Here is a 16,563-nt window from a genome sequence, read left to right as displayed (position 1 = left end):
CCTGATCGAGAGATCAGGGCTTTTTTATTTGAAACAGACTCACACGTTCATCCCCAACTGATGCTTGACCAGCGCCAACAGCTCTTTGCTGTCGATGGGCTTGAGCAGAAAATCCACCACGCTCAAGTGCATGGCATCAATGACATCCCGGGCTTTGGCGTCACCGGAAACGATGATGATCGGCAACGCCGCCCGTTCCGACTCACGCACTTCACGGACCAGTTCCAGACCATCGATGTGACGCATTCGCAGATCAGTGATGAGCAACCCGATCGACTTGTTCGAGTCCAACAGTTTGAGTGCGCTTTCGCCACTGGCTGCCGTCATGCAGCGGATGCCATCAAGCGCAAGAATTTCCGAAAGCAGCTCACGTGTGTCCTTGTCGTCGTCGACGATCAGCACACGTTGTGCCGGCAAATCCGGTTCGTGCATGACTGCACTCAACGCTTCACGCTCGGCATCGCTCAAAATATCGTGGTCGGACATAAATCTCTCTACATATTCGGATTAATCCCCTAGCACCATGGTCGGACATCGCTAAGCAGAACTTAAATGTGCGCTTTGCCGAATAGTTTTCCAAGTAGGCTAACCAGCGGTTTTGCGCATTAATAGCGTAGGGTATTTCCGAAATTTCGCTTCCTGCACCGTTACCTAGACTTACGTCCAATGGGCACTCTTCGCACAGGGGCCGACCATAGCAGTGACTCCGACAACAACAAATCGAAAAAGACTGCGGTAATGGTTATGAGTAAAGCGGATGCCTTCACCCAGGCAGGGAAAACAGCGGTGCTGCAGAACATCCAGGGCACCTTGCAGTTCCTTCAGCGTTTCCCGCCGTTCAACCAGATGGAACACGCGCACCTGGCCTATCTGGTCGAACAATGCCAATTGCGCTTCTACGGTCCGGGCGAGAGCATCATCAAGCCTGCGGACGGACCGGTTGAGCATTTTTACATCGTCAAACAGGGCCGGGTGGTCGGCGAACGTCCGCACACGGCCAAGGGCGGCACCGAAACCACCTTTGAAATCACCACCGGTGAGTGTTTCCCCCTCGCCGCACTGCTGGGCGAGCGCGCAACCCGCACCGAGCACCTGGCCGCTGAAGACACCTTTTGCCTACAACTGAACAAGCAGGCCTTCATCAAGCTGTTCGCCCTTTCCAGCACGTTTCGCGACTTTGCCCTACGCGGCGTCAGCAGCCTGCTGGATCAGGTCAACCAGCAAGTCCAGCAAAAAGCCGTGGAAACCCTCGGCACCCAGTACTCGCTCAATACCCGCCTCGGCGAATTGGCCATGCGCCATCCCGTGACCTGTAGCCCTGCGACCCCGCTGCGTGAAGCCGTGACCCTGATGCACGAGCAACAGGTCGGCAGCATTGTGGTGGTCAATGAACAGAAAGCCCCGCTGGGGATTTTCACCCTGCGCGATTTGCGTCAGGTGGTCGCCGATGGCACCAGTGACTTCAATCAGCCCATCGACCGGCACATGATCCACGCGCCGTTCTTCCTGACGCCGGACCACAGCGCGTTCGATGCGGCCATTGCCATGACCGAACGGCACATCGCCCACGTCTGCCTGGTGAAAGACCAACGGTTGTGCGGCGTGGTCTCGGAACGCGACCTGTTTTCCCTGCAACGCGTCGATCTGGTGCATTTGGCACGCACCATTCGCAGTGCGCCCCGGGTGGAAAACCTGGTGGCGCTGCGCGGTGAAATCGGCCAACTGGTCGAACGCATGCTCGCCCATGGCGCATCCTCGACCCAAATCACCCACATCATCACCTTGCTCAACGATCACACCGTGTGCCGGGTCATCGAGCTGACGCTGGCCGATAAAGGCGACCCCGGCATACCGTTCAGTTGGCTGTGCTTCGGCAGCGAAGGCCGCCGCGAGCAGACGCTGTACACCGATCAGGACAACGGCATTCTCTTCGAGGCGCGCGATGCGGTGCAGGCGGCCGAGATTCGCAGCAAGCTGTTGCCGATCGCCCAGCAGATCAATCAGAGCCTGGCGCTCTGCGGCTTTACCCTGTGCAAGGGCAATATCATGGCTGGCAACCCGCAGCTGTGTTTGTCCCGTGCAGAATGGGCGCGGCGATTCGCGGCGTTTATCCGCGAAGCAACGCCGGAGAATTTGCTCGGGTCGAGTATCTACTTCGACCTGCGGGTGGTCTGGGGCGATGAGCAAGGCTGCGAACAATTGCGCCGCGCGATTCTCGATCAGGTGGCAGACAATCGGCTGTTCCAGCGCATGCTGGCCATGAACGCCCTGCGCCAACGCCCGCCGGTTGGGCGCTTCCGCGAGTTCGTGCTGGAGAAAAAGAACGGTGAAAAAGCCACCCTCGACCTGAAAGTCCAAGGGCTGACCCCGTTTGTCGACGGTGCCCGGCTATTGGCGCTGGCCCATGGTATCGGGGTCAACAATACCCTGGAGCGCTTTCGTCAACTGGTGGCCAAAGAAGTCATCGACCCGCTGGACGGTGCGGCCTATGAAGAGGCCTATCACTTCATCCAGCAAACCCGCATGCAGCAGCATCAGCGACAGACCCGTGAGAACTTGCCCTATTCCAATCGGGTCGATCCGGACAGCCTGAATCATCTGGACCGGCGCATCCTGCGTGAGTCCCTGCGCCAGGCTCAACGCCTGCAAAGCAGCCTGACCCTGCGGTATCAGCTATGAAGCTGTTTTCATGGCTGCGCCCCGCCGGGCCGACATTGACCGCCGCGCAGCAACAGCGCCTGGACCAACTGCCAAGCGCTCCGACGCTGGGCGAATGCAGCCTGCGCGAGCAACGTTGGGTGGTCGTCGATCTGGAAACCACCGGGCTGAACCTGAACAAGGACGTGGTGCTGTCGATCGGAGCCGTGGTGATCGAAGACGGCGCGATCGATTTCAGTCAGCAGTTCGAGCGAACCTTGCAGCGCAACGACCATAAACTCGGGCCTAGCGTGTTGCTTCATGGTTTGGGGCCCAGCGCAATTGCCGCTGGCAGCGATCCGCGGGACGCCTTGCTGGATTTCATGGAGTTTGTCGGTGACAGTCCATTGCTGGCGTTTCATGCGCCGTTCGACCAGCACATGCTCGGTCGCGCCTTGAAGGACAGCCTGGGTTATCGCTTGCAGCATCCTTTCCTTGATGTAGCCGACATGGCGCCACTGCTGTGCCCACAGGCGAACATCCGCGAAGCCGGGCTGGACGACTGGATCAACTGGTTCAAGCTGCAAGTCTTCGAACGCCATAACGCCAGCGCCGACGCCATGGCCACCGCTGAGTTAGTGTTGATCCTGTTCAACCGCGCGCGAACGCAGCAGATTCACAGCCCGCTGAATCTGCAACAGCGCTTGAGCCAGTGGAAACGCCGGCAGCAAAGCCATTCCTTCTAGGTGTTCAGCGCCTGTTGCAACGCCATCGCGAGCAGGCTCGCTCCCACAAGAGCACCTATATACCTGTGGGAGCGAGCCTGCTCGCGATGGCGATCTTGTCAGCACCACTAAACCCTCGCCAGCCGCGCCGGAACTTACTAGGCTAGACCTCTGCCCCATGATCCCTGAATACAGCCGAGGAATGTCCATGTCCGCCCCCAGCATGACCTTGTTCCACAACCCTGCTTCGCCTTACGTGCGTAAAGTGATGGTGCTGCTGCATGAAACCGGTCAACTGGACCGCGTGGCGCTGCAACACAGCCAATTGACCCCGGTCAGCCCTGATGCCGCGTTGAACCAGGACAACCCGCTGGGCAAGATTCCGGCGCTGCGCCTGGACGACGGTAACGTGTTATACGACAGCCGGGTGATCCTCGAATACCTCGATCAGCAACATGTCGGTAATCCGCTGATCCCTCGTGAAGGCACGGCGCGCTGGCGGCGCCTGACCCTGGCCGCGCTGGCCGACGGGATCATGGACGCCGCGGTGCTGATCCGTTATGAACTCGCCCTGCGCGCCCCGGAGAAACACTGGGACCAATGGCTCGACGCCCAGCGCGACAAGATCCGCCGGGCCTTGGCGGTGCTGGAAGCCGACGCCATCGCCGAGCTGACCAGCCATTTCGACGTCGCGGCCATCAGCGTTGCCTGCGCCTTGGGTTATCTGGATTTGCGTCACCCGGACCTGGAATGGCGCAAGAGCAATCCGCAACTCAGCGCCTGGTATGCCGAAGTAAGCCAGCGGCCGTCGATGCTGGCGACCGTGCCGAAGGTTTAGCAGCACCGGCTGACCTGAGGGAGCGGGGCTTGCCGATGAGGGCATCACCCTGCTCCGCCGTAAACAACCCGGCAATCTGCACCGCCAGCCATTCACCCTGCAACTGATCCTCGCGCAACCCCAGCGACCTACTCATACACCACCTCTGGCTTGGCAATCCTGCCCTGGCCAATCCCGTACCAGTCGAGTTTACGGGTCAGCACCATAAACACGCCCAGCAAGCCGAACAACAGCAGCGAGCCCATCAACAGCGCGTAATCCTCGGCACTCAACAAGCCGTAAAGCAAACCGTAGAGCGCCGCCAACCCCGCCGAAAAACTCAACCCGTGGCGTGCACTGCGCAGCACATGGCAAACATAGAAACCGATCAACAACACGCAGGCAGCGGCCGACAGCAGATACGCCAGGGCAAAGCCGATGTGCTCGGAGAGCGACAACAGCAGCAGATAGAAGAACGCCAGCGCCACACCCACCAAGGCGTATTGAACCGGGTGTACCGCGAGGCTTTTCAGCACTTCGAAAAGAAAGAACCCGGCAAAGGTCAGCACGATAAACAGCAGCGCGTATTTGATCGCCCGATCGCTTTTGAGGTACTGATCCACCGGGTCGATGAAGCTGACGCCGAAACTGCGGCTTTTGAACTCTTCACAGCTGGAATGGGACAAGCAGCTATTGAGTGCCTCTTCCAGATTGGTGGAAAAGAACGAGGTCTGCCAATTGGCGCTGAAACCTTCAGCACTTATCTCACGCTGGGCCGGCAGGTAGTTGCCGATAAAGCTCGGATGCGGCCAGTTGGCTTTCAAACTGACTTTGCTGGTTTTACCCACCGGGGTGATCTGCAACTGACCGGTGCCTTGCAGACGCAGGTCAAAACCGAAGGCCAGCTCTGTGGCTTTGTTCGCATCCAGCATCGGCAACCTGGCGTGCACGCCCTCGCCCAGCCAGTCCACTTGCGTACCTGGAACAAAGTCCAGGCTTTGGTCATCGAGCTCAAGCTTCAAGGCGTTTTCGATGCCACGAATATCGCTGATGCCCACGGTCAGGAACGGCTGGTCGAACTGGTAGTCGGAAAAGTCCTCCTTGATGCCCAAGTGCTCCGGGATAGAGAAGTGCCCGCTGATCCGGTTATCCGCGTGAAACAGCCGCGCCTCGTAAATGCCACGGGCGCGCAGTTCGGTTTGAACCTGGCCATCGAGTTCGAAACGTTCAGGAAGGAAATACAGTCGCCCCCGTTCCTGAGTCGTTTCCTGATAACGCTCACTGGTTTTTTCGTTGGTTTTCCAGGTCCGGACCACCTTGCGATACGGCACCACCATCAGCGGCCCGCTCAATTGCTGGCTGTAGCTGGAACTACGGGCGATGTCCTCAAGGACACCGTTGCGCAGTTGCTGACGGTCAAAAATCACCCCGCTGATCATCAGCAACGGGATCATCAACAGCACTATCAGAAGGGCAATTGCCCCAAGTTTTATGGCCAAGCTGCGGTTCATGGGTTCTCTCCCTGTTCGAATGAGGGAGAGTCTGGAAGATGGGTGTGAGGGTTTTATGGGGGGAATGTGGAGAGTGTGTGGAGAAGCTAATAATCGTTCCCGCTCCGCGTGGGAACGATTATCTGGGCAGACGCAACGTCACCTCGACGCCGCCCGGCACATTGCCGACATGCAATTCACCCCCATGCAACTTGACTACTTCTTCAACGAAGTTAAGCCCAAGGCCGGTACTTTTACGTCCACTGTCCGGGCGTGGCAGTGAATAGAAGCGTTCGCTCAAACGCCCCAGAGCGTAATCCGGAATCGGTTCGGCCTGATTGAACAGTTTGAATTCGACCTGCCCGGCATGCCGTTCGGCGGTGAAGCTCAAGACGCCGTGGGACGGGGAGAAATCCAGAGCGTTCTCCAGCAGATTGCCCAGCGCCTGACGCAGCAAGAACGGCTCGCCCAGCACATCCAGATCGGTTGAAATCTGTTTTTCGATCTTCAACTGCTTGCGCTCGATACGCGCATGCTGACCGCTGAGCAACTCATCGACCAATGCTGCCAACGTCACCGGTACACGCTCTTCCAGCCCTTGGCGCTGCTCGACCTGCGCCAGGTTCAGCAAGCGCTCGATCAACTGCTGCATCCGTGCACTTTCGCTGTCGATATTGCGGACAAAGCGCTGTTGTTGTGTTGCCGGCATCTCGCCTTGCAGCAACTCGGCGGCACCGCGAATCGCCGCCAACGGGCTCTTCAGTTCGTGGGTCAGGGTATGCACGTATCGCTCGACGTAAGCCTTGCCTTCCAGTTGCGTGCGCATGCGCTCCACCGCCGTGGCCAGTTGCTCCAGCTCTGCGCCGCGATAGTGCGGCAGCTCGGCCCGTCGACCTTCGCTGACCGCCTGGGCGTAAGCGGTCAACTGCCGTAATGCGACACTCAGCCACCAGGACAACGCCGCACCGAACAACAAGCCGAGGCCGATCAACCCGGCGCCGTACCAAAGCAATCGACGTTCGGTGCGGTCGACGTAAGGCTGCAATGAGCTGTTGGGCTTGGCCACGGTGACCACGCCGATGATCTGCCCGTTATCGCGGATCGGCGCGCCAACGTGCATCACCGAAGAAGTGGCATCGTCAGCGATACTGCGGGTCGAACGTGCGCCGTATTCGCCGCGCAAGGTCAGGTACACATCGTTCCAGCGCGAATAGTCCTGGCCCACTGCTACGCCGCTGGAGTCCAGCACCACGATGCCTTTGGCATCCGTGACGTAGATACGGTGGTTGACCGAATTTTTCGGCAACCCCCAGATTGTCGCCGCCGGCTGCCGCTCGCCGTAAGCCTTGAGCAACTCGGGCCAGCGATTCTGGTTGAGGGTGCCAGCCTTGAAGTCGTCACGCAGGATTTCGGCCATCAGATTGGCGGTGTCCACCAGGGTTTCTTCGGTGGACTGTCGAACGCCGGGGCGGATTTCTTCCATCACCGTGTTGAGCACGAAGTAACCGGTCAGGCCGATGAACAATACATAGACCAGGAAAATCCGGATTCCCAACGGCATCAGCTATTCCCCGGGCTATAGCTGTAACCGAGGCCACGGTGAGTCTGGATCGGCTCCGCACTGGCAGCCACCAGACGCAACTTGGCGCGCAGGCTTTTGATGTGGCTGTCGATGCTGCGCTCGTAACCCGCATCGGCGGCGACTCCCAGCGCATCGAGCAACTGCTCGCGGCTGAAGACTCGCTCGGGTTGCTCCAGTAAACACTGCAGCAGACGGAATTCGTGGCGGGTCAAGCCCAGGGGTTGACCGCGATAGCTGATCAGCACGCGGTCGGTGTCGATCTGGAACACGGCGCTGGACGACTCGTTCACCGCGCGCGGCGCCATGCGTTTGAGAATCGCCCGGACGCGCGCCGCGACTTCCCGAGGGCTGAATGGCTTGACTACATAATCGTCGGCGCCGATCTCCAGCCCCACGACCCGATCGATCTCGCCGTCGCGGGCACTGAGGAACATCACCGGCACTTCGCTGAAGCGCCGCAACTGTTTACAGGTCTCGAAGCCGCTGATATCCGGAAGCCCGATATCCAGAATGATCAAGTCTGCAGGTGTCATGCGCTGATGCTCGAGCGCCGCCGCGCCGAGGCTCAACCACGTGGTGGTGAAGCCTTCGCCCTGCAAGGCAAAAATCAGCGTATCGGCAATTGCCGCTTCGTCTTCGACAATCAGGATATGAGGCATGGCATCCAAGCCCGGCAATTAAGTGGGCGAACGGTGCCCCAAGGCTGATTCGGCGTCAATCAGCAGTCAGGCTTATCCGCGACAAAGCGTCTGGCCGGGTTCACCGCCGCACCAAACTCACGTAATGCCTTGGCACCGATCAGCAGCGGATAATTGAAACTGCTGCGGTCGGTCAGATTAACCTCGACCGTGCGCTTGATGCTGCCAAGGCACAGTTCCAGTTCGACGACCGGACGCTTGGCGACGTCCGCCGTGTCCTTGTCATCTTCCTCGTCAGCGCGGCTTTTGATTTTGCTGATGCGCAAGACTTTGTGTTCGAAGACCTTGTTGCTCGCATCCTTGGTGCCCAGACGGAAGCGCACCCAGTCTTCGCCATTGCGGGTGAAGGTTTCGATGTCCTTGGCCGACAGGGACGCCGTCAGCGCGCCGGTGTCCATCTTGGCCTTGAGGACCTGACCACCGATTTCCGGCAACTTGATGTATTCGTAACGACCATAAAGGGTCGGCTCAGCTGCCATGACCGGCAGGGCCACAAGGGCTAACAATGCGAGGATGGATTTCACGTAATGGTTTTCCTTCGAAAGAGGGACAGCGGGATTTTAGACCGTCAGTCTGGGATTCGTTCTCCAAATCGCATCGCGAGCAGGCTCGCTCCTACAAGTAATCTCATGTGTGTCGCAGATCTTATGCACACCGAAAACCCCCATGTGGGAGCGAGCCTGCTCGCGATGAGGCCGTTACCAACACCATGATTATCTGATCAGTTGAATTCTGATCGAGCTTATCGCTCGCGAAGTGAAACATTTGTCATCTGTCGGTTTGGCCTCCAGGCCGAAGCTGCTTATCATTGCGCGCCCAAACGCTTACAAGAGTTATTTATGCGCCGCCTGCTCACCGGCTGTTTCGTCACCTTGCTGCTGTTGCTCAACACCCTGGTCCTGTTCGGCCCGTTGATGCTGTTTGCCCTGCTGAAACTGCTCTTGCCGGGGCGCTTTCGTGATGATGCCAGCGCGGCGGTGATGTGGATCGCCGAGACCTGGGCCGAAATCGACAAACTGATTTTCGCCCTGTGCATCCCCACGCAATGGGACATTCGCGGCGGCGAAGGCCTGCGGGTCGACACCTCTTACCTGGTGATCAGCAATCACCGGTCCTGGGTCGACATCCCGGCGCTGATCCAGACCCTCAACCGGCGCACGCCGTTCTTCAAATTCTTCCTGAAGAAAGAGCTGATCTGGGTGCCGTTTCTGGGCCTGGCCTGGTGGGCGCTGGATTACCCGTTCATGAAGCGCTACAGCAAAGCTTTTCTCGCCCGGTATCCGGAACTGCACGGCAAGGACCTGGAGATCACCAAAGCCGCCTGCGAGTTGTTCAAGCGCCAGCCGGTAAGTGTGGTCAATTACCTGGAAGGCACTCGCTTCACACCAGCCAAACGCACCGAACAGCAATCGCCGTTCAAGCACTTGCTCAAGCCCAAGGCCGGCGGCGTGGCGTTTGTATTGGCGGCGCTGGGTGAACAGCTGGATGCGGTGCTCGATGTGACCGTGGTGTATCCACAGGCGAAGATTCCGGGTTTCTGGGATCTGATCAGCGGTGCAGTGCCAAGGGTGATCATCGACATCAAGACCCGCGAGCTGGATCCGACGTTGTGGCAGGGTGATTACGAAAACGATCCGGCGTTTCGCCAGAGCGTCCAGAACTGGGTCAACCAGCTCTGGACCGAGAAGGACTCACGCATCGACGCCTTGCGCGCCGAGCGGGCTGAATCAGCCGTCGGCGCCCCAGATCCCGCCAAGGCTATTGAGTAGCGAACCGCCCACCCCCTGCTGACCGAGGAATTGCAGCAGGATCGGGGTGAACTGGCCGATCATGCCGCCGTCCATGCCCAGCGCGCTGAAGGCGCTGTTCAGGTCATTGGTGTTCTTCACGCCGTCCAGGTTGCCCAAAACGCTGTCCAGGGGCGACGACTTGCCGGACGAGCCACCGAGCAGTCCGCCAAGCATGCCCAGGCCACCGCCAGCCGACAACATGCCCAGCCCCGGCGCGTCTTTGGTCAACTGCGAATAATCGGTCGAGCTCAACTGGTTCTTCGCCAGACCCAGCATGGCGCTCGTGCCTCCGATGGCCTGTTCCGGGGTCACGTTCAGCACACTCAGCGCGCTCAACAGGCCTGTTGCCTGCGTGGTCGGTGCAGCGGCAGCCGTCTCATCGCCGTCCTGCATGCCGGACACTACACCCGCCACATCGTTCAGGCTGAAGCCGGCAGCGAAGACCGGGCTGGTCGCCAGGGTCATGAGCGAAGCCAAAGCAAAACCGCGTGAAATCTTCATCGAAACCAACTCCTGAACCCTGAAAGCCACCCGAATGCGGGCGGAAAACTGCTGGTTTGACCGGAATGGGTCAGGCATTGTTCCGTGGTCACGCCACCCTTTTTAGCACTGCAACGATCAGGCGTTTCGCCAGAGCGTCCAGAACCGGGCCATCCAGTTCTGGACCGAGAAGGAGTCACGCATCGACGCCTTGCGCGCCGAGCGGGTTGAATCAGCCGCCGACGCCCCAGATCCCGCCGAGGCTGTTGAGTAGCGAACCGCCAACGCCCTGCTGACCGAGGTATTGCAGCAGGATCGGGGCAAACTGGCCGATCATGCCGCTGTCCATGCCCAGCGCGGTGAAGGCGTTGTTCAGGTCACTGGTGTTCTTGACGTTGTCCAAGGTGCTGTCCAGGCCTGTCGACTTACCCGGCGAACCACTGAGCAGACCGCTCAAGCCACCCAGGCTGCCCAATGCATTGCTGCCCGATAGCTGATCAAGACCCGGCACTTTATTGGTCAACTGGGAATAATCGGCCGCGCCCAACTGATTCTTCGCCAGCCCCAACATGGCTCCCGTACCACCAATCGCCTGCTCCGGTGTGACGTTCAGCGAACTCAGTGCACTCAACAAGCCTGCTGCCTGCGGGGTCGGTGCGGCGGCAGCCGTCTTGTCGCTGCCCTGCATACCGGACACGGCACCGGCCACATCGTTCAGGCTGAAGCCTGCAGCGAAGACCGGGCTGGTCGCCAGCGTCATGAGCGAAGCCAAAGCAAAACCGCGTGAAATCTTCATCGAAACCAACTCCTGAACCCTGAAAACCACCTGCAATCAGGTGGTGGAAACCAGCCGTTAAACTGGTCGCGACATTAATTGTTCCCGGCCATTGTGCGCCGCACCGGCTTGCGTGAAATCTAGCCGATAAATATTTTTCCTGCGCTGCATCCGATCTCTGACCCTCTGCGTATATCAAGCACGGACAGACATTCCTGGCCGATTCCCCTACTAGGACAATCACCATGAAGCGCACTACGATTAAAACCCCGTTGATCGCCAGCCTGCTGAGCCTGGTCGTGACCTGCGGTTTGCCCCTCAACAGCGTGCATGCGGCAGACATGAGCCACGACCCTGTGATGGTTGGCGGACAAGCCATGATGCCAAGCAAGGACATCATCGATAACGCCGTAAACTCGGCGGATCACACCACTCTGGTCGCCGCGGTAAAAGCCGCCGGTCTGGTCGATACCCTCAAGGGTAAAGGCCCGTTCACCGTGTTCGCACCGGTCAACGCGGCGTTCGCCGCCCTGCCCGCCGGCACCGTCGATACCCTGCTCAAACCTGCCAACAAAGCCACGCTGAGCCACATCCTTACCTACCACGTGGTCGCCGGCAAACTCGACATGGCGGCGCTGGCCCAGCAGATCAAGGCCGGCGGCGGTAAAGCCGAACTCACCACCGTCAGCGGCGGCAAGCTGTGGGTGACGATGAACGGCCCGCACAACATCACCCTCAAGGACGAAAAAGGCGCCACCGCCGACATCACGACCTATGACGTGTACCAATCCAACGGCGTGATTCAAGTCATCGACAAAGTGCTGATGCCGAAAAGCTAAGCGCTGACGCCGGCCCTGGGGATCAGGGCCGGCGTGCCTTGAGGGCTGTCGCCGTGAATGGAACAACAACGTGCCGTGAACTAACCTCAGCCTGCAACCGACAGCGCATACCAACCGGGATTACTTGGAGAACGGTCATTTCCACCGCCGACGCCGAACCGCTCAGACAGCTGCTCGCCCAATGTTCACTGGGTGACCGCCGTGCGTTCGAGACGCTCTACCGCAGCGTTGCACCGCGCCTGCATGGTGTGGCGCTGCACTTCATGGGGCGCAGCGACCTGGCCGAAGAAGTGCTGCAGGAAAGTTTCGTGCGCATCTGGAACAACGCCTCGCGCTACCAGGCGCATTTGTCGGCGCCGATGACCTGGATGATCAACATCACCCGCAACCAGGCCATCGACCAGTTACGCAAACACCGCGACCGCCGCCTCAGCGAACGGGAAGAACAGGCATTGGTCGACGAAGCGCCCTCGGCCCAGGAGCTACTCAGCAGCGACCGTGAAGCCCGCGCACTGAAGCGCTGCCTGGAGACCCTTGAAGGCATGCAGCGTCAATCGATCACCGTGGCMTACTTTCAGGGTTTGTCCTGCGCTGAACTGGCCGATCATCTGGCGGCACCATTGGGCTCGGTCAAGTCCTGGATTCGCCGTGGCATGGAGCGCCTGCGCAGGTGCCTTGAATCATGAACTATCAAACCCAGCGCTTGCGCCGCGCCCTCGCCGCCGACTACGCGATTGGCCTGATGCCCACCGCCGCGCGCCGTCGCTTCGAACAGCTGCTGCTCGACGACGCCGAGTTGCGCGTTGAACTGGCCAAGTGGCAAGAGAGCCTGACCAGCCTCAACGAACCCTTGGTGGAAGTGCCCGTGCCCGACCGGGTATGGACAGCCATCAATGCGCGGATCGAGCCGCAAGAACTGCACGTGCCGGCCAAGCGTCCGTTCTGGAACTGGTTGCGCATAACGGTGGCCGTCTGCTCGCTGCTGGTGGCCGTGACGCTGGGCATTCTCTACAACCGCGACAGCAGCCAGTACAGCGCCACCTTACTCAGCGCCAGCGCGCAGCCTGCCTTGCGAATCAAGGCTCACAACGACTATCTGCAAGTCGAACCGCTGGCCCTGGCCACCGTCGCCACCGGACACAGCCTCGAGTTGTGGGCGGTTCCAGCGGATGGCAAACCGATTTCCCTGGGCGTGATCCCGGCGGGCGGTAAAGGACGGGTCGCATTGAGCGAAAAACAGCATGCGCTGCTGGGTAAACCGATAGCGCTGGCAGTCAGCCTTGAACCTGAAGGCGGTTCGCCGACCGGACAACCGACGGGGCCGGTTTTGTATCAAGGGGCGTTGGCGGGACTCTGAATCAAGGCACAAAACCTGTGGGAGCGAGCCGGCTCCGGGCGGCGTTCCGACGATGGCGATAGCTCATTCCATATGAGCGTTGACTGACCCACTGCTATCGCGAGCGGGCTCGCTCCCACAGGGGATGCGCTGTCATGAATGCAAAAAAGGGCGACATCACTGTCGCCCTTTTTTCCGTCTTGCCCTAAGCCTTACGCCGCACTAAACAACTTGTGCGGATCGATCACAAACTTCTTCGGTACGCCAGCATCGAATTCGCCGTAACCACGTGGTGCGTCATCAAGGCTGATAACCTCGACACCCACGATGTCGGCAATCTTGATGCGGTCCCACATGATCGCCTGCATCAACTGGCGGTTGTACTTCATCACCGGGGTCTGGCCGGTGTGGAAGCTGTGGGATTTGGCCCAGCCCAGACCGAAGCGGATGCTCAGGCTGCCCATTTTCGCGGCGGCGTCGACGGCACCCGGATCTTCTGTCACGTACAGGCCAGGGATACCGATTTTGCCGGCAACCCGAACCACGCCCATCAGCGAGTTGAGTACGGTGGCCGGTGCTTCGTGTTTCACCCCGGCATGGCCGTGACCGCGAGCTTCGAAGCCTACGGCATCGACGGCGCAGTCCACCTCCGGTTCGCCCAACAGTGCAGCGATTTGTTCGTGCAGTGGGGTGTCTGTCGACAGGTCGGCGATTTCGAAACCCTGAGCCTTGGCATGGGCCAGGCGGATCGGGTTGACGTCACCGATGATCACCACCGCAGCACCCAGCAGGCGAGCGGAAGCGGCAGCTGCCAGGCCAACCGGGCCGGCGCCGGCGACGTACACGGTGCTGCCAGGGCCAACGCCGGCAGTCACTGCGCCGTGGTAACCGGTGGGCAGGATGTCGGAGAGGCAGGTCAGGTCACGGATTTTTTCCATGGCCCGGTCGCGATCCGGCAGTTTCAGCAGGTTGAAGTCGGCATACGGCACAAACGCGTATTCGGCTTGGCCACCGGTCCAGTCACCCATGTCGACATAACCATAGGCACCACCCGGACGCGCCGGGTTAACGCTCAGGCAGACGCCAGTATGTTGCTCTTTGCACGAACGGCAACGGCCACAGGCAACGTTGAAAGGTACCGACACCAAGTCGCCGATCTGCAGGTTCTCGACACCGCTGCCCTTCTCGATCACTTCACCCGTGATCTCGTGACCCAGTACCAGACCGGTTTGGGCCGTGGTGCGACCACGCACCATGTGCTGGTCGGAACCACAGATATTGGTGGATACCACGCGCAGGATGACGCCGTGCTCGATCTTCCTGCCGCGCGGGTCCTGCATTTTTGGATAGTCGATTTTCTGTACTTCGACCTTGCCAGCGCCGAGATACACCACACCACGATTACCAGACATGCTTTCACCTCGCTGTTGTTTTTATGTAGCGGTCGCGTCGCCAAAAACCGGCGGCGCGTTAATTGCTCGGGTTTATTGCCTGTGTGTTTCGTATTGCCTGTTATGACGCCATCGCGAGCAGGCTCGCTCCCACAGTGGATCTTTGGTGTGACTAAGATCCGAGTGTTGAAACAAACTCCTGTGGGAGCGAGCCTGCTCGCGATGACGATTTAAAGAACGACGGTGCGATTGGCGTTCAAAAACACCCGCCGTTCAATGTGATAACCCACCGCCCGGGCCAACGTCAGCCCTTCGATATCCCGACCCTTGGCAATCAGGTCTTCGGGGTAATGGCTGTGATCCACCGCTTCCACGCCTTGGGCAATGATCGGGCCTTCGTCGAGGTCGTTGTTGATGTAGTGCGCCGTGGCGCCCACCAGTTTCACACCCTTGTTGTACGCCTGGTGATACGGCTTGGCGCCTTTGAAACCGGGCAGCAACGAGTGGTGAATGTTGATCGCCTTACCGTCGAGCTTGCGGCACAGCTCTGGCGACAGCACTTGCATGTAGCGCGCAAGCACCACCAGCTCTGCACCGGACTCTTCGATCACCTGCCAGACCTGCCGCTCTTGCGAGGGCTTGTCGTTGGGGTCGAGCGGGAAGTGGTAATAGGGAATTCCATGCCAGTCGGCCAGCGGCTTGAGGTCCGGGTGGTTGGACACCACCGCGACCACATCCATCGCCAGTTGGCCGATGCGCTGGCGATAGAGCAAATCGTTGAGGCAGTGATCAGCCTTGGAGACCATGATCACCACTTTCGGCCGATGGTGCGGCGGGGTCAGTTCGAACACCATGCTGAAGGCATCGGTCCGTTCGGCCAGGCCTGTGCGGAACGTCTGTTCGTCGAAGGCGTCGGGCTGACGGAACTCCACGCGAATGAAGAAGCGGCCGGAAAGCCGATCATCGAAAGAGTGGTGCTCGGTGACGTAGCAACCCTGTTCGAACAGAAAGCGGGTCACCGCATCCACCGTACCCAGGACGCTTGGGCAATGGGCAGTCAAAATCCATGTGTCTGGGGCGCGGCTCATAGTGCGGTGACTCCTTTGTGGCGAGGGAGCTTGCTCCCGTCGGCTGCGTAGCAGTCGTAAATCTACGGATTCGGTCTCACTGGCGGAATGCTATAGATGGCATTGGGGCTGCTGCGCAGCCCAGCGGGAGCAAGCTCCCTCGCCACAGATCAGGCCTGAACGCTAAGGCCATACTCGGCAGCCGCATCCTGCAACCACAGCCACCAGTAATCCGAGAAACTGCGACGGATCAGCAGTTCCCAGGTGTCTACAGCGGTATGGCGGATCACCAGTTGCGACTTGGCGAACACCGTGCCCACGGCTTTGCCTACCGGGAAGTTGTTCGGGTGCACGTCGTAGCTGGTGGACTTCATCAGCACTTCGCGGACTTTCGGGCCGCTCAGTTCAAGAATCTGTTGGCCACCGCTGACGTTGACGATGGCGATATGCAGATCGCCCAGTGCTTCGCGCAGTTTTTTCTCGGCGGCGAATTCTTCACCGCTCGGCACGATCAGCAGCCACTCGTCCGGGCCCATCCATTGCAGGCTGGTTTCGCCTTTGGCGACCACGGTCAGCGCGACCGGCAGCTCAAGGCCCAGGGCCTTGTGCACGCCAGCGGCGAATGCCGGATTGTGGCCATCGCCACGAATGGTCAGGTGACCCAGGAGTTTTTTCTCACGCACGGTGACACCGGCGTTTTTACGGCCCTTGCCCACCAGGCTTTGCAGGCCCGCGTGGTGCAGCGACGACTCGGCCTTTGCCCCAGTGGTTGGGCGCTGTTGGTAAACGTTGGCTGTGGTCATAAAGCACCTGTCTTGAATTCTGTTGGTTCCGGCCCTGGTGGTGGCAACTCTGCCGCCATCGCGAGCAGGCTCGCTCCCACAAGGGTTACGCGATCTCCTGTGGGAGCGAGCCTGCTCGCGATGCAGTCAACGC

Annotated in this window: 17 protein-coding genes; 7 read left to right on the top strand and 10 right to left on the bottom strand. The window is 59.7% G+C overall.

Annotated features, from left to right (window positions below):
• Positions 1-39: 39 nt before the first annotated feature.
• Entirely contained in the window at positions 40-486 is a 447-nt protein-coding gene (locus tag AC1DHT_RS01930; RefSeq protein WP_427545864.1) for a response regulator, read from the bottom strand.
• A gap of 252 nt (positions 487-738) precedes the next feature.
• Between AC1DHT_RS01930 and AC1DHT_RS01925 the strand changes: the two genes are divergently transcribed.
• The 3 genes from AC1DHT_RS01925 to AC1DHT_RS01915 all read left to right on the top strand — a co-directional run bounded on the left by AC1DHT_RS01925 (position 739) and on the right by AC1DHT_RS01915 (position 4,200).
• Positions 739-2,679, top strand: coding sequence for a putative nucleotidyltransferase substrate binding domain-containing protein (locus AC1DHT_RS01925; protein WP_427545866.1), 1,941 nt, complete (start codon positions 739-741; stop codon positions 2,677-2,679).
• Positions 2,676-3,383 carry a 3'-5' exonuclease gene (locus tag AC1DHT_RS01920; RefSeq protein WP_427545868.1) on the top strand — a complete coding sequence of 236 codons (708 nt, stop codon included), beginning with the start codon at positions 2,676-2,678 and terminating at the stop codon, positions 3,381-3,383. Before AC1DHT_RS01925 ends, AC1DHT_RS01920 begins: the two co-directional genes overlap by 4 nt.
• Positions 3,384-3,570: 187 nt before the next feature.
• On the top strand, positions 3,571-4,200 hold the full coding sequence (locus tag AC1DHT_RS01915; RefSeq protein WP_054594356.1) for a glutathione S-transferase: 630 nt from the start codon (positions 3,571-3,573) through the stop codon (positions 4,198-4,200).
• 128 nt (positions 4,201-4,328) lie between these two features.
• Here AC1DHT_RS01915 and creD read toward each other — a convergent pair whose 3' ends face one another.
• From creD to rloA2, 4 genes are all read right to left on the bottom strand, one after another.
• Entirely contained in the window at positions 4,329-5,690 is a 1,362-nt protein-coding gene (creD, locus tag AC1DHT_RS01910) for a cell envelope integrity protein CreD (protein ID WP_427545870.1), read from the bottom strand.
• A 118-nt stretch (positions 5,691-5,808) separates the two neighbouring features.
• Positions 5,809-7,230 carry a two-component system sensor histidine kinase CreC gene (gene creC, locus AC1DHT_RS01905; protein ID WP_427545872.1) on the bottom strand — a complete coding sequence of 474 codons (1,422 nt, stop codon included), beginning with the start codon at positions 7,228-7,230 and terminating at the stop codon, positions 5,809-5,811.
• Complete coding sequence (gene creB / locus AC1DHT_RS01900; RefSeq protein ID WP_427545874.1) at positions 7,230-7,910, bottom strand: two-component system response regulator CreB; 681 nt, start codon at positions 7,908-7,910, stop codon at positions 7,230-7,232. Before creB ends, creC begins: the two co-directional genes overlap by 1 nt.
• A gap of 59 nt (positions 7,911-7,969) precedes the next feature.
• Positions 7,970-8,473 carry a retropepsin-like aspartic peptidase RloA2 gene (gene rloA2 / locus AC1DHT_RS01895; protein WP_427532504.1) on the bottom strand — a complete coding sequence of 168 codons (504 nt, stop codon included), beginning with the start codon at positions 8,471-8,473 and terminating at the stop codon, positions 7,970-7,972.
• A gap of 315 nt (positions 8,474-8,788) precedes the next feature.
• Here rloA2 and AC1DHT_RS01890 point away from each other — a divergent pair, with 315 nt between their 5' ends.
• A complete protein-coding gene (locus AC1DHT_RS01890; RefSeq protein ID WP_427545876.1) occupies positions 8,789-9,718 on the top strand; it encodes an acyltransferase in 930 nt (309 codons plus the stop codon).
• Here the strand turns inward: AC1DHT_RS01890 and AC1DHT_RS01885 are convergent.
• Entirely contained in the window at positions 9,677-10,240 is a 564-nt protein-coding gene (locus AC1DHT_RS01885; protein ID WP_427545878.1) for a DUF2780 domain-containing protein, read from the bottom strand. The two genes, AC1DHT_RS01890 and AC1DHT_RS01885, sit on opposite strands and share 42 nt — an antisense overlap.
• 211 nt (positions 10,241-10,451) lie before the next feature.
• Complete coding sequence (locus AC1DHT_RS01880) at positions 10,452-11,015, bottom strand: DUF2780 domain-containing protein (RefSeq protein ID WP_427545880.1); 564 nt, start codon at positions 11,013-11,015, stop codon at positions 10,452-10,454.
• 224 nt (positions 11,016-11,239) lie between these two features.
• On the opposite strand from AC1DHT_RS01880, the gene AC1DHT_RS01875 reads away from it, so the two are divergent.
• Genes AC1DHT_RS01875 through AC1DHT_RS01865 form a run of 3 tightly spaced genes read left to right on the top strand, consistent with a single transcriptional unit; the run spans position 11,240 to position 13,190 of the window.
• Positions 11,240-11,833, top strand: coding sequence for a fasciclin domain-containing protein (locus AC1DHT_RS01875; RefSeq protein ID WP_427545882.1), 594 nt, complete (start codon positions 11,240-11,242; stop codon positions 11,831-11,833).
• Between the two features lie 53 nt (positions 11,834-11,886).
• Complete coding sequence (locus tag AC1DHT_RS01870) at positions 11,887-12,519, top strand: sigma-70 family RNA polymerase sigma factor (RefSeq protein ID WP_427545884.1); 633 nt, start codon at positions 11,887-11,889, stop codon at positions 12,517-12,519.
• Positions 12,516-13,190, top strand: a complete 675-nt coding sequence (locus AC1DHT_RS01865) for an anti-sigma factor (RefSeq protein ID WP_427545886.1) — start codon at positions 12,516-12,518, stop codon at positions 13,188-13,190. The genes AC1DHT_RS01870 and AC1DHT_RS01865 overlap by 4 nt, the downstream gene beginning before the upstream one ends.
• A 191-nt stretch (positions 13,191-13,381) precedes the next feature.
• On the opposite strand, the gene fdhA is transcribed toward AC1DHT_RS01865, so the two are convergent.
• From fdhA to AC1DHT_RS01850, 3 genes are all read right to left on the bottom strand, one after another.
• On the bottom strand, positions 13,382-14,581 hold the full coding sequence (gene fdhA, locus AC1DHT_RS01860) for a formaldehyde dehydrogenase, glutathione-independent (protein ID WP_019580688.1): 1,200 nt from the start codon (positions 14,579-14,581) through the stop codon (positions 13,382-13,384).
• Positions 14,582-14,790: 209 nt separating this feature from the next.
• Positions 14,791-15,648, bottom strand: a complete 858-nt coding sequence (purU, locus tag AC1DHT_RS01855) for a formyltetrahydrofolate deformylase (protein ID WP_427545888.1) — start codon at positions 15,646-15,648, stop codon at positions 14,791-14,793.
• A gap of 149 nt (positions 15,649-15,797) precedes the next feature.
• Positions 15,798-16,430, bottom strand: coding sequence for a sarcosine oxidase subunit gamma (locus AC1DHT_RS01850; protein ID WP_427545890.1), 633 nt, complete (start codon positions 16,428-16,430; stop codon positions 15,798-15,800).
• Positions 16,431-16,563: the final 133 nt, after the last annotated feature.

The sequence above is a fragment of the Pseudomonas sp. 05N432 genome, assembly GCF_056396945.1.
Note: the sequence above shows the minus strand (reverse complement) of the source record. Positions and strands in the feature narration are given on the sequence as shown.

Excerpts from the sequence above, each read along its gene's own strand:
- AC1DHT_RS01850 (WP_427545890.1), bottom strand. The coding sequence starts at position 16,430 with ATGACCACAGCCAACGTTTACCAACAGCGCCCAACCACTGGGGCAAAG.
- creB (WP_427545874.1), bottom strand. The coding sequence starts at position 7,910 with ATGCCTCATATCCTGATTGTCGAAGACGAAGCGGCAATTGCCGATACG.
- AC1DHT_RS01880 (WP_427545880.1), bottom strand. The coding sequence starts at position 11,015 with ATGAAGATTTCACGCGGTTTTGCTTTGGCTTCGCTCATGACGCTGGCG.
- creC (WP_427545872.1), bottom strand. The coding sequence starts at position 7,230 with ATGCCGTTGGGAATCCGGATTTTCCTGGTCTATGTATTGTTCATCGGC.
- AC1DHT_RS01925 (WP_427545866.1), top strand. The coding sequence starts at position 739 with ATGGTTATGAGTAAAGCGGATGCCTTCACCCAGGCAGGGAAAACAGCG.
- AC1DHT_RS01875 (WP_427545882.1), top strand. The coding sequence starts at position 11,240 with ATGAAGCGCACTACGATTAAAACCCCGTTGATCGCCAGCCTGCTGAGC.
- AC1DHT_RS01930 (WP_427545864.1), bottom strand. The coding sequence starts at position 486 with ATGTCCGACCACGATATTTTGAGCGATGCCGAGCGTGAAGCGTTGAGT.
- creD (WP_427545870.1), bottom strand. The coding sequence starts at position 5,690 with ATGAACCGCAGCTTGGCCATAAAACTTGGGGCAATTGCCCTTCTGATA.
- AC1DHT_RS01865 (WP_427545886.1), top strand. The coding sequence starts at position 12,516 with ATGAACTATCAAACCCAGCGCTTGCGCCGCGCCCTCGCCGCCGACTAC.
- fdhA (WP_019580688.1), bottom strand. The coding sequence starts at position 14,581 with ATGTCTGGTAATCGTGGTGTGGTGTATCTCGGCGCTGGCAAGGTCGAA.
- AC1DHT_RS01890 (WP_427545876.1), top strand. The coding sequence starts at position 8,789 with ATGCGCCGCCTGCTCACCGGCTGTTTCGTCACCTTGCTGCTGTTGCTC.
- purU (WP_427545888.1), bottom strand. The coding sequence starts at position 15,648 with ATGAGCCGCGCCCCAGACACATGGATTTTGACTGCCCATTGCCCAAGC.
- AC1DHT_RS01885 (WP_427545878.1), bottom strand. The coding sequence starts at position 10,240 with ATGAAGATTTCACGCGGTTTTGCTTTGGCTTCGCTCATGACCCTGGCG.
- AC1DHT_RS01920 (WP_427545868.1), top strand. The coding sequence starts at position 2,676 with ATGAAGCTGTTTTCATGGCTGCGCCCCGCCGGGCCGACATTGACCGCC.
- AC1DHT_RS01915 (WP_054594356.1), top strand. The coding sequence starts at position 3,571 with ATGTCCGCCCCCAGCATGACCTTGTTCCACAACCCTGCTTCGCCTTAC.